The organism is Streptomyces sp. NPDC002690 (assembly GCF_053592415.1).
In genome coordinates, this window is the sequence record NZ_JBSFVR010000014.1 from 42,462 (window position 1) to 54,114 (window position 11,653).

The window sequence follows — 11,653 nt, forward strand, 5'->3', positions numbered from 1 at the left end:
GGAGCGTCATGCGAATCGGTGAGCTGGCCCGGCGTACCGGCGTGAGCGAACGCTCCCTGCGCTACTACGAGGCGCAGGGCCTGCTGGCGGCGGATCGTACGCCCGGCGGGCACCGGGAGTACCCGGAGGGCGCGGTGGACCGGGTGATCCGCATCCAGGAGTTCTACGCGGCCGGGCTGTGCAGCTCGAAGATCGGTGAACTCCTGCCCTGCGTGAGGGACTCGGACGGGGGCCCGTCCGCGACCGCCACGCCCCGGCTGGTCAGCGACCTCGGCGTGGAGCGCGACCGGATCGACCGGAAAATCGCCGAACTGCTGCGTTCCCGAGAGGTGTTGGACGGTGTGATCGCCACGGCGAAGGAGCGGTCTCCGTCGCCGGATGCCGCGTCGGCCGCCGGCGACGCCGTCGCGTAGGGCGCGTCGTCAGAGCGGGGCGAGTACCAGGTGGACCGCGAGTCCGGTGATCACGGCGCCGGAGAGCAGCGCCGTCACCAATCTCCGCCGTGGGCCGGTCAGTACGCGCCCCAGCAGCGCACCGCCGCCGACCAGCAGCAACTGCCAGGTGGCGGAGGCCACGAACGCCGCCGCCACGAACACGGCCCGCTCGGCGGACCCCGGCGCGGCGGCCCCCTGCCCCGCGAGCACCAGGGCCGCGAAGTACAGGACCGTGACCGGGTTCATCAGCGTGAGCCCCAGCAGTCCGAGGTACGCCCGCAACGAGCCCAGGGGCCTGCGGTCGGTCCCGGCAGCCGGGGCCTCCCGCGCGCGGTGGTGGCGTACGGCCGTCACCGCGCCCCGGCCCGCCATCACCACCAGGACCACGGCCGACGCCCACCGCAGAGGCGGCGCGACCGGCTCCACGAGCGGTGCGAGGGCCGAGCCCCCGGCCACGGCGACCAGCGCGTACAGACCGTCGGCGGTCGCCACCCCGAGAGCGGCACCCGCTCCCACCCGCAGCGAGGTCCGGGCGGTGAGGGCCACCAGGTAGGCCGCCACCGCTCCGACCGGCACGGCGATGCCGTACCCGGCCAGCAGCCCCGCGACCAGGGCCGCGCTCACGCGCGGTGCGGTGCCGGCCTCCCCGGACCGCCGGACCGCTGCTGGAGACCCGGGCTCGCGAGGGCGGGGGCGGGCATCGGCGGCACGGAGGAGGTCGCGGACATCGTCGTGGTCATGCGCGGATTCTCGGGGTGCGCCCACCAGCGGGGCAACCCGGTTTTCGCAGTGCGCCCAAGGCCCTTCCCCCGGCCCGGAGGGCTGACGGGGAGCGCGGCCCGGGGCGCACGGGCCGGGCCGAGTCCCGTGCCCGTGCCCGTGTGCCGGGATCCACGAGCGCTCGCCTCTCGGACGGGATCGCCACCCGAGTCCGCGAATCCGGCCGCGCGAGGTAGCCAGGAAGGCGGTGGAGACAGGACACTTCGCAGGTGACTGATCGAATCGACTTGGCCCTGTCGACGGTGGGCGTTCTGGTCTCCCTCCTGCTCGTCACCGGGGCGGTCCAGGCATATCTGAGCGGAGACGATTCAGGATGGTTCATCGCTTGCGCGGTGCTGATCCAGGTCGCGACTGCCTGGCAGCTCGTGCGTGAGGTTCGCAGGCATCGGAGCAGGCGGATCCGAGCGGACTGAGTCTCACGCCGGTCAGACCGAGCCCAGATGGGGATGGACACGAGGTGCCCCGGCGGCCGAGCCCTCGGCGGAGTCGTCGCGGGAGGTCCACGCCGGTGCGGCCCCCACCAACGAGTCGAGGCGTTCCAAGCGTTGAGCGGTGGCGGCGTCGTCGGGCGTCATGACGATGATCCGTTCGCCCCGCGTCCGGTCCAGCCACAGGCTCTGGAACTGGACGTCGAGGGCACCGACGCGCGGTGAGCGGTAGTGGCGCAACTGGGTCCGGTCGGCGCCGACTTCGTAGGACTCCCAGTGCCGCACGAAGTCCGGCGACTCCTGGCGCAGTCGGGTGATCAGCGCGTTCCAGCGGGGGTCGTCGCGGTGTTCGGGCTGACGGGCGCGGAGCCTCGCGGTCATGTCGCGCAGGACGGTTTCCTCGTCGACCAGGCTGTCGCGCCAGCTCGGCTCGGTGAACATCAGCCACGCGCAGTTGCGTTCCTCGACCGGGTACGCGTCGAGGTCGGCGAAGAGGTACCGGTAGGTGCGGTTGGCCGCGACCAGGTCGTAGCAGTCGGTCTGCACGGCGGCCGGATACGGCAGCAACTTGGCCAGGACGGCGGTGTGTTCGGGGCGCAGGTCCATGGGCGGACCCGGCTCGGTGGCCGCACCCCGGCCCGCGAGCACCATCAGGTGGCGGTGCTCGGCGGCGTCCAGGCGCAGGACGCGCGCCACCGCGTCCAGGACCTGGTCGGAGGCGTTCTGGGCCCTCCCCTGTTCCAGCCACGTGTACCAGGTGACCCCGACCCCCGCGAGCTGCGCGACCTCCTCGCGCCGCAGACCGGGCGTGCGGCGGCGGCCTCCCGCGGGCAGACCCACGTCACCGGGGGTGACACGGGCACGGCGGGCGCGCAGGAAGGCGCCGAGAGCATGGCGGTCGGGCGTCGAAGAGGTCACCGCCCCAGTGTCGGGCCTCGGGGCCGGTGGATCCAGGTAGTACTGGTACCACGATAAGCAGGCTCCTGGTACCAGGATGACGTGAGGCGCACAGTCGGACCATGACCGTGACGACCGCTCCTCCCGCGCACACCACCACGTCCGCTCCCGCCCCGCACACCGTGGCGTCGCCCCCGGCACGCGCCCTCACCGGCGCCGGGCTCGCCGCCCTGCTCATCGCGTTCCTGCCCGTGAACATGACGTTCGGGTCGGTCAACCTGCTGGAACCCGCGATCACCGGGGACCTCGGCGTGACCGCGTCGGGCGGGCAGCTCGTACTGTCCGCGTACACCACGGCGTTCGCCGCGACCCTCGTCGTCGCGGGCCGCCTGGGCGACCGGTTCGGACGGCGCCGGCTGCTCGCGGCCGGGGTCGGCGCGTTCGGCGTGGCCTCCGTGCTCGCCGCACTCGCACCGGACCTGGTCACCCTCGTCGTGCTGCGCGCCGTGCTGGGTGTGGCCGCCGGCCTGTTCACCCCGCAGGTACTCTCCACCATCCAGTCCACGGCCCCGGCGAAGCTTCGGGCGCTGGGCGTCACGCTCTTCGCCGCCGTCGGCGGCATCGCGACCGTCGCCGGTCAGCTCCTCGCGGGAGCCGTGTCCCAGGCCGCCGGTGACCACTGGGGCTGGCGGCTCGTACAGATACTCACCGGGGTGATCGGCGCGGTAGCACTGCTCGCCCTGCGCACCGTGCCCGAGTCGCGCTCGACGGCACCGCTCGCGCTCGACCTGCGCGGGGCCGCACTCCTCGGCACCGGCCTGCTCCTCGTCGTGGTGCCCCTGACCCTCGGCACCTCCGCGGGCGGCCCGGCCCCGGTGCTCGCGATGCTGGCCGCGGCCGGTGCGGTGCTCACCGTCTTCGCCCGCTCGCAGCGCGCCGCCGAACGCCGCGGCGAACTGCCCGTCGTCCCGCCGAGCGTGCTGCGCACCCCGGCCGTGCGGCAGGGCCTGATCATGTCGCTGCTGTTCTTCACCGGCTACGGCGCCTTCCTGTACGAGTTCTCGGCGCTCGCCCAGGGCGCGTTCGGCGTGACCGCCTGGGGCACCGTCGTGCTGCTGCTCGGGTTCGGCGCGGGGTTCATCGTCACCGCCCTCGCCCTGCCCGCCGTGGAACGCCGCACCGGGCGCTGGACGATGACCGGCGCGGCCGTCGGGCAGGCGGCGGTGCTCGTGGGCCTCGCTCTCGCCGTGAGCTCCACGCACGGCCACACCCCGTGGGCCCTTCAGCCGCTCCTGATCCTGCTCGGAGTCACCCAGGCCCTGATGTACGGCCCGGTCCTGCGCACGGTCCTCTCCCGCACCCCGACCTGGGCGGCGGGTGTCGCCGGCGGACTCTTCACCACCTTGCAGCAGCTCGGTCTCGGCCTGGGCGTGGCGCTCCTGGGCGGTCTCTTCCACGCCGTGGCCGACGCGACGGCGGACGGTTCCGCCGCCGGGCTGCCCCGGGGCTTCGCCGCCGCCGTGGCCGTACAGGCCGCTCTGGCGCTGGCCTTCGCCTTCTTCGCCACCCGCATCGCGCGGGCCGGGGCGCCCGAAACGGCGGCCTGAACAGTGCCGGTACCGCCCCCGGCGCTACGGCCGCCCGGCTCCCAGCGCGTACTGCGCCCGCTCCCCCGCCACGACCCGGCCGAGGTCGCCCAGCATCCCTTCCGCCTCGCGGGCGGCGGTCAGGGCGGCCGGGTCGAGGTCGGCGGTGACCACCTCGCGCCGGTCCGGTCCGGCCTCGGTCAGCAGGTGCCCGTCCGGGCCCCACACCCCGCTGCCGCCGCAGGTGTTCCAGCCGCCCGTGGTGCCGATGTGGTTGGCCAGCACCGTGTAGACGGTGTTGTCCAGGGCACGGGCGGGGAACCACGTACGGGACTCGTGGTGGCCGTTGCCCACGCTGAACAGGGCGCCGACGAGGTACGCGTGGCAGCCGTCCAGGGCCGCCGCGCGGGCGTGCTCGGGGAAGCCGGAGTCGTAGCAGATGCCGAGCCCGAGCCGCCAGCCGTCCACGTCGAGGGTGCACCCGGCGGCCCCCGGCCGGTAGACCTCGCGCTCGGTCTTGAAGAGGTACTGCTTGTCGTAGCGGGTGACGAGGGTGCCGTCCGCGCCGATGACGAGCGCGGAGACGTACAGCTCCCCCGCCTCGTGGAACGCCGCGCCCACCACCGCGACCGTGCCGGTCTCCCGGCAGGCGTCGGCGAGCGGGGCCAGGCGCGGATCACCCGGCTGCACGGCGCAGCGCAGCGGTTCGGCGCGCACGAGGTCGGGCTCGTACCCGCTGAGGAACTTCTCCGGGAGGACGACCACCCGCGCCCCCGCCCCGGCGGCCTCACGGACCAGGGCGGCGGCGGTCGCCGTGTTGGCCTCCACGTCACCGGCCACGGCCTGCGCCTGCGCGGCGGCGACCCGGAGCGGGCTCGACGGGATCGGGTACGTACGGGACGGGGCGGTGCGTGCGGTCATGGAAGACCAGTTTACCGGCGGGGCGGCGGGCCCATCCGGGCGTCCGGTGGCCGCCCGACCCGCACCCCCCGCAGGGTCGCCCGGGAAAGCTGAAGACCGTCCCGCGCCGACCCGCCGCACGCCCTGTCCGGCAGGAACTCTCCGGTTCGGGTACGACTACCCGGGCCGTACGGGTTCTGCCAGGATCGGCCCATGGCAGCCCAGGACGAGGGGACGCGGGACCACCGGTTCACCATCGGCGAGGGGTACGCCCTCTACCGAGGGCCGATGGCTCCCGGCTCACCGCACGCCCACGCCGCGTTCCAACTCGCCGTCGCGGTAGGCGGCGGTGAGGTCGGCATGGTGAACGAAGCCGGGTTGCTCCACCACGGCCCGGCGCTGGTGGTGTCACCGATGGCACCGCACCGGATGGTCGCCCCGGAGCCGGACGACCCGCGTGGCCCGGGGGCAGACCTCCTGACGTACTTCGTGGATCCGCAGTGCGCCTTCGCCGACCGGCTCCGCGCACGGTACGGCCCAGGCGTCGTCGTCGCCGCGGAGCTGCGCGGGCTGCGGGAGGAAGAGGTACGCCCCGACGGGGCGCGCCGATCGAGCACGCTGGACGCCCGCTTGGTCGCGGCGATGGAGGCGGCGGCGGACCGGAACCTGTCGATGCCGGACCTGGCGGCGCGGGTGGGTGTCTCACCGCAGCGCCTGCGGGCCCTGGCACGGGCCGAGTTGGGCATGCCCCTGCCGCGCTGGCGGATGTGGGCGCGGCTGCGGCGGGCCGCCGAGGCGCTGGTCGAGGGGCAGTCCCTCGCGGAGGCGGCTGTCACCGGCGGTTTCACCGACCAGGCGCACTTCACCCGCCGGATGCACGAGATGCTGGGCGTCACCCCGGCATCCGTGCTCCCGGTGTTACGCGGTCAGGCGCGGCGGGCGGTGTAGACGGAGATCGATCCCGTGACCGTCGGCAGGACGTGCGCCTCCTCGACGTCCGCGAACCCCGCCCCGGCCATCAGGTCCGGGAGTACGCCGTCCGCGTTCGGCTGGGTGTCCCGCCTGCCGTCCGCGTACTGGACCGAACGGAAGGCGAGACGCATCGCGCGGGTCCGCTGGAGGCCGTAGTCGGCGATCACCAGCCGCCCGCCGGGGCGCAGCACCGCGTGGACGGAGGCGAGTATCGCCCGCTTCATCTCCATCGGGCACTGGTGCAGCACCAGGCTGCTGACGACGGTGTCCACGGAACCGGCGACGGCCCCCAGCGCTTCCGGGAGCGCGTCTCCCATGCCCTCCCGCCATTCCGGTCCCGCACCGGAGCCGGTCTGCGCCCCTTCGGCCTTGTGCCGCGCGATGGCGAGTACCTGGGGGTCGGGGTCGACGCCGATGATCCGGGCCGCGGGCTGAGCCGCGCTCAGGAGCAGGGCGAGTGAGCCCGTCCCGCAGCCCACGTCGACGACGACGTCGCGGGGGCCGGGTGCGACCCCGGCGACGACCAGTCGCCGCCACACGGGCTCGCGGGTGAGGGTGGCGACCACCGGATCGTAGAAGCGGGTGGGGGCGAAGCGGCCGAGGGCCGGGGTGAATTCTCGTTCGGTCATGGCAGCAGCGTGCTCGCGGCCGGACCTCCGGGTCTTGTAAGAACCGCTCGTCCCGTCCGCGCGAGGCCGGCCGGGACCACCGCAGGGGACGACCGGTTCCGGCGGGAACCGCCACACGGGCGGGCGGCGCGGGCCGCACATTCGACGACCCCAACACCTTCAGCTACCAGGGGGATTGTTCGTAGGCTGCCCCCATGACGACCCGAGCCGACACCCCCGCCCTCGCCGCCCGCGCCGCCTCGGTCGACGCCTCGCCCGTACGGGAGATCCTCGCGCTGACCGCGCGGCCCGAGGTGATCTCGTTCGCGGGCGGGCTTCCGGCGCCCGAGCTGTTCGACACCGGGGAGATACGGGCCGCGTACGACCACGTGCTGGCGAAGGACGCGGCGCGGGTTCTCCAGTACTCGATGACCGAAGGCGATCCGGGGCTGCGGGCGGCGATCGCCGCCCGGTACACCGCGCGGGGGCTGCCGACGCGGGCGGAGGACCTGCTGGTGACCACCGGTTCGCAGCAGGCACTGACCCTGCTCGCCACGGCGTTGCTGGAACCCGGCGACACCGTTCTCGTCGAAGACCCCACGTATCTCGCGGCGTTGCAGTGCTTCGGCTTCGCGGGGGCGCGGGTGGTGCCGGTGCCGTGCGACGACGACGGCATCGACCCGGTGGCGCTCGCGGAACTCGTCGAGCGCGAACGGCCCAAGATGCTCTACACCATCCCCAACTTCCAGAACCCGACCGGGCGTACGCTCCCGCTCGCCCGCCGCAAGGCGGTGGCCGAGGTGGCCGAGCGGCTGGGCCTGTGGGTCGTCGAGGACGATCCGTACGGCGAACTCCGCTACGAGGGCGAGCACGTGCCGTGGATCTCCTCGCTGGAGGACGCCGCCGACCGCACGGTGCTGCTGGGCAGCTTCTCGAAGGTGATGTCCCCCGGCATGCGGCTCGGCCATCTCCGCGCGCCCGCCGCGCTGCGACGGGCCTGCGTGATCGTCAAGCAGGCCGCCGACCTGCACTGCTCCGCCGTGGACCAGGCGGCAGCCGCCCGCTACCTGGAGGTCTCCGACCTCGACGCCCACGTGGGCCGGGTCCGCGCCGCGTACGGCGAGCGCCGGAACGCCCTGCTCGACGGCCTGCCCGCCGCCCTCCCGCCGGGCAGCACCTGGAACCGGCCGGACGGCGGGATGTTCGTCTGGGTCAGGCTGCCCGACGGCCACGACGCGACAGCGCTGCTGCCCAAGGCGATCGCCCACGAGGTGGCGTACGTTCCCGGGGCACCGTTCTTCGCGGGCGCGCCGGACCCGGCCGCCCTGCGGATGTCGTTCACGACCCACACCCCCGACGAGATCCGCGAGGGGCTGCTGCGGCTGAGCAAGGCACTGGGCCGCGGCTGACCCCCTGCTCCGCGCGCCGCCCCGCAACCCCCGTCGCAGACGCGGGGTACGGGGCGGCGCGCGCCGGTTCAGGCGGGCAGGACCGGCAGCAGCTCCGGCAGGTGGCCGTCCGAGGCGGTCGCCGCGGCGACCCGCTCCTCGGGGACCTCTCCGTACAGGGTGGTACGCGGCTTCGCCGGGCGGCCGGCCAGGTCGGCGATGGCCACCAGGTCCTGGATCGAGCGGTACGAGCCGTAACTCGACCCCGCCATACGGGAGATGGTCTCCTCCATCAGGGTGCCACCGAGGTCGTTGGCGCCCGAGCGGAGCATCTCGGCGGCCCCCTCGGCGCCGAGCTTCACCCAGCTGGTCTGGATGTTGGTGATGTGCGGGTGGAGCAGCAGCCGGGCCATCGCGGTGACGGCCCGGTTGTCGCGGTCGGTGGGGCCGGGGCGGGCGATTCCGGCGAGGTAGACCGGGGCGTTGGTGTGGATGAAGGGGAGCGTCACGAACTCGGTGAACCCGCCCGTCTCCTGCTGGAGTCGGGCCAGCGTGCGCAGGTGCCCGAGCCAGTGGCGGGGCTGGTCCACGTGTCCGTACATCATGGTCGACGAGGAGCGCAGGCCCACCTCGTGGGCGGTCTTCACGACCTCCAGCCAGGTGGCGGTGGGGAGTTTGCCCTTGGTGAGGACCCAGCGGACCTCGTCGTCCAGGATCTCCGCCGCCGTGCCGGGGATCGAGTCGAGTCCGGCCTCCTTGGCGGCGATCAGCCAGTCTCGGATCGAAAGCCCGGTGCGGGTGGCCCCGTTGACGACCTCCATGGGCGAGAAGGCGTGGACGTGCATGCCGGGCACGCGTTCCTTCACGGCCCGCGCGATGTCGAAGTAGGCGGTGCCGGGCAGGTCCGGGTGGATACCGCCCTGCATGCAGACCTCCACCGCGCCCACGTCCCATGCCTGCGCGGCGCGGTCGGCGACCTGGTCGAGGGAGAGGGTGTACGCGTCGGCGTCGGTGCGGCGCTGCGCGAAGGCGCAGAAACGGCAGCCGGTGTAGCAGACGTTGGTGAAGTTGATGTTCCGGGTGACGACGTAGGTGACCTCGTCGCCGACCGTGTCGCGGCGCAGGGTGTCCGCGATCCGGCAGAGCTCGTCCAGCGCCGGGCCCTCCGCGTGGAGCAGGGCGAGCGCCTGGGCGTCGGTGAGCTTCGTCGGGTCGTCGGCGGCCTGGCCGAGCGCCTCGCGCACGTCCGCGTCGATCCGGGACGGCACCATGCCGGGGGCGGCGGCCTCGCGGAGCGCCTCCCAGTCCCCGTACACCTCGTCGAAGTCCTCGCGGCGGTCGCCGGTGCGGCCCTCGGTGTCGATGGTGCGGTGCAGGTCGGTGCGGCCACTCGCGCCGAACCCCTCGTCCGGCTCCTGCCAGGGCAGCCCGACCGGGATGGCGCCCTCCTTGGCCATGCCGGTCTCCGGGTCGGCGAGCGCGCGCACGTGCGGGAGGAGGCGCGGGTCGAGCCAGGGTTCACCGCGCCGGATGAACTCCGGGTAGATGGTGAGGCGTTCGCGCAAGGAGAAGCCGGACTCGGCGGTACGGGCCGCGAGTTCGTCGATGTGCGGCCAGGGGCGTTCGGGGTTCACGTGGTCGGGGGTGAGCGGCGAGACCCCGCCCCAGTCGTCGATGCCCGCGCCGACGATCAGCGCGTACTCGGAGTCCACCAGGTTCGGCGGGGCCTGGATGCGGGCGGAGGGGCCGAGGATGTGCCGGGCCACCGCGATCGTCGCGGCCAGCTCCTCCAGCTCCGCGTCGGGCATCGCGCGCATCGCGGTGTCCGGCTTGGCGCGGAAGTTCTGGATGATGACTTCCTGGATGCCGTGGTAGGCGCGGGCGGTGCGGCGGATCTCGAAGAGGGAGTCGGCGCGCTCCTCGTAGTCTTCGCCGATGCCGATCAGGATGCCGGTGGTGAAGGGGACGTTGGAGCGGCCGGCGTCCTCCAGGACGCGCAGCCGGACAGCGGGTTCCTTGTCCGGGGAGCCGTGATGCGGGCCGCCCTTCTCGGACCAGAGACGGGTCGCGGTGGTCTCCAGCATCATCCCCATCGAGGGGGCGACCGGCTTGAGGCGCTGGAGGTCGGTCCAGCCGAGCACCCCGGGGTTGAGGTGCGGGAGCAGACCCGTCTCCTCCAGGACACGGATCGCCATGGCGCGCACGTAGGCGAGGGTGTCGTCGTACCCCTCCGCCTCCAGCCACTCCCGCGCCTCGGGCCAGCGGTCCTCGGGGCGGTCGCCGAGGGTGAAGAGCGCTTCCTTGCAGCCGAGCGCCGCGCCCTGGCGCGCGATGTCGAGCACCTCGTCGGGCGAGAGGAACATCCCGTGGCCCTCGCGGCGGAGCTTGCCGGGGACGGTGACGAAGGTGCAGTAGTGACAGATGTCGCGGCAGAGGCGGGTGAGCGGAATGAACACCTTGCGGGAGTACGTGATGACGCCGGGCCGGCCCGCCGCCTCCAGCCCCGCGTCGCGCACCCGGGCGGCGGATGCGGCGAGGTCCGTCAGATCGTCACCGCGCGCCTGGAGGAGTACGGCGGCCTCGGTCGCGTCGAGGGCCACGCCGTCGCGTGCCCGTTTGAGAGCGCGCCGCATGGCGTTGGTCGTGGGGCGTCCGCTCTGAGGATCGGTCATGGATCGAGCATACGAGCGGCCCGGTGGCCGCCGGAGAGTGGTTCCTGACACATCGGCGCTCCTCACGGGGGTCGGCGCCGCGCGCCCGGGGCGGATGGTCGCGGTGCGGCGGGGTGCGCCCCGTAGGGTCGGGACGGTGATGGAAACGATCGTGTTCGACATCGGTGAGACCCTCGTTCGCGACGACCGCCACTGGGCGTCCTGGGCCGATTGGCTGGGGGTGCCCGCGCACACGGTGAGCGCCCTGGTCGGCGCGGCCGTCGTCGGGGGCGGCAGCGCCACGGACGCGCTCGCGCTGCTCCGGCCGGGCATGGACGTCGTGGAGGCGGAGCTGGCCCGTGAGGCGGCGGGGCGCGGCGAGCACCTCGGCGAACGGGACCTCTACCCGGACGTACGCCCGGCGCTGGCCGGACTCCGCGCGCTCGGGCTCCGCGTGGTGGTGGCGGGGCACCGGTCGACGCGCGCCATCGAGCAGCTGTCGGCCCTGGACCTCCCGGCCGACCACGTCGTCACCCCGGCGGAGTGGGGCGCGACCAAGCCGGACCCGGAGTTCTTCGTGGCGGTCCTCAAGGCGGCGGACGCCGACCCGCGCACCACGGTCTACGTCGGTGACCACCCGGCCGAGGACCTCTTCCCCGCGAAGGCCGCCGGTCTGCGGACCGCGCACCTGCGGCGGGGCCCCTTCGGACACTGGTGGGCCGATCACCCGGACGTGGTGGAGTCGGCCGACTGGCGGGTGGACGCCCTCACCGAACTGGCCGCGCTGCCGGGGCTGGTGCGGGAGCGCGGGGACGGGAGCGGCGGGGCGGGCGACGGTGGGCCGGTACGGGACGGGGGGCCGACGCTCCGGGCGCTGCGGTCGGTGCGTTAGGGCATGCCCGACGGGCGGAGGCGGCGCCGCGAGGCGATCTGCAGGTCGCTGTCGTTGTTCATGGATGCGGTGGTCCTCGGCATCGGTGGTGCGCGTGGGGGTGCGGCTCGGTGGTGG

Annotated in this window: 11 protein-coding genes; 6 read left to right on the forward strand and 5 right to left on the reverse strand. The window is 73.9% G+C overall.

Going from position 1 to position 11,653, the window contains the following annotated elements; translation table 11 throughout:
* Positions 1-8 precede the first annotated feature (8 nt).
* Complete coding sequence (locus tag ACWD3D_RS03875) at positions 9-413, forward strand: MerR family transcriptional regulator (RefSeq protein WP_451459318.1); 405 nt, start codon at positions 9-11, stop codon at positions 411-413.
* A 9-nt stretch (positions 414-422) separates the two neighbouring features.
* Here the strand turns inward: ACWD3D_RS03875 and ACWD3D_RS03880 are convergent, their stop codons facing one another.
* Positions 423-1,058 carry a LysE family transporter gene (locus ACWD3D_RS03880; RefSeq protein ID WP_451459319.1) on the reverse strand — a complete coding sequence of 212 codons (636 nt, stop codon included), beginning with the start codon at positions 1,056-1,058 and terminating at the stop codon, positions 423-425.
* 365 nt (positions 1,059-1,423) lie between these two features.
* Between ACWD3D_RS03880 and ACWD3D_RS03885 the strand changes: the two genes are divergently transcribed.
* Positions 1,424-1,627 carry a hypothetical protein gene (locus ACWD3D_RS03885; RefSeq protein WP_451459320.1) on the forward strand — a complete coding sequence of 68 codons (204 nt, stop codon included), beginning with the start codon at positions 1,424-1,426 and terminating at the stop codon, positions 1,625-1,627.
* Between the two features lie 12 nt (positions 1,628-1,639).
* Here the strand turns inward: ACWD3D_RS03885 and ACWD3D_RS03890 are convergent, their stop codons facing one another.
* Positions 1,640-2,560, reverse strand: coding sequence for a helix-turn-helix transcriptional regulator (locus tag ACWD3D_RS03890; protein ID WP_451459321.1), 921 nt, complete (start codon positions 2,558-2,560; stop codon positions 1,640-1,642).
* 101 nt (positions 2,561-2,661) lie between these two features.
* Between ACWD3D_RS03890 and ACWD3D_RS03895 the strand changes: the two genes are divergently transcribed.
* Positions 2,662-4,146, forward strand: coding sequence for an MFS transporter (locus ACWD3D_RS03895; RefSeq protein ID WP_451459322.1), 1,485 nt, complete (start codon positions 2,662-2,664; stop codon positions 4,144-4,146).
* A 24-nt stretch (positions 4,147-4,170) separates the two neighbouring features.
* On the opposite strand, the gene ACWD3D_RS03900 is transcribed toward ACWD3D_RS03895, so the two are convergent.
* Entirely contained in the window at positions 4,171-5,046 is an 876-nt protein-coding gene (locus tag ACWD3D_RS03900; RefSeq protein ID WP_451459323.1) for a carbon-nitrogen hydrolase family protein, read from the reverse strand.
* A 192-nt stretch (positions 5,047-5,238) separates the two neighbouring features.
* Here ACWD3D_RS03900 and ACWD3D_RS03905 point away from each other — a divergent pair, with 192 nt between their 5' ends.
* Positions 5,239-5,973: a helix-turn-helix transcriptional regulator gene (locus tag ACWD3D_RS03905; RefSeq protein ID WP_451459324.1), complete on the forward strand. Its 735-nt coding sequence runs from the start codon at positions 5,239-5,241 to the stop codon at positions 5,971-5,973.
* On the opposite strand, the gene ACWD3D_RS03910 is transcribed toward ACWD3D_RS03905, so the two are convergent.
* A complete protein-coding gene (locus ACWD3D_RS03910; RefSeq protein WP_451459325.1) occupies positions 5,952-6,626 on the reverse strand; it encodes a class I SAM-dependent methyltransferase in 675 nt (224 codons plus the stop codon). The genes ACWD3D_RS03905 and ACWD3D_RS03910 overlap by 22 nt on opposite strands.
* 194 nt (positions 6,627-6,820) lie before the next feature.
* Between ACWD3D_RS03910 and ACWD3D_RS03915 the strand changes: the two genes are divergently transcribed.
* Positions 6,821-8,014 carry an aminotransferase-like domain-containing protein gene (locus ACWD3D_RS03915; RefSeq protein ID WP_451459326.1) on the forward strand — a complete coding sequence of 398 codons (1,194 nt, stop codon included), beginning with the start codon at positions 6,821-6,823 and terminating at the stop codon, positions 8,012-8,014.
* A gap of 68 nt (positions 8,015-8,082) precedes the next feature.
* On the opposite strand, the gene ACWD3D_RS03920 is transcribed toward ACWD3D_RS03915, so the two are convergent.
* Positions 8,083-10,665, reverse strand: coding sequence for a bifunctional FO biosynthesis protein CofGH (locus tag ACWD3D_RS03920; RefSeq protein WP_451459327.1), 2,583 nt, complete (start codon positions 10,663-10,665; stop codon positions 8,083-8,085).
* A 139-nt stretch (positions 10,666-10,804) separates the two neighbouring features.
* On the opposite strand from ACWD3D_RS03920, the gene ACWD3D_RS03925 reads away from it, so the two are divergent.
* Positions 10,805-11,536, forward strand: a complete 732-nt coding sequence (locus ACWD3D_RS03925) for an HAD family hydrolase (RefSeq protein ID WP_451459328.1) — start codon at positions 10,805-10,807, stop codon at positions 11,534-11,536.
* Positions 11,537-11,653 lie beyond the last annotated feature (117 nt).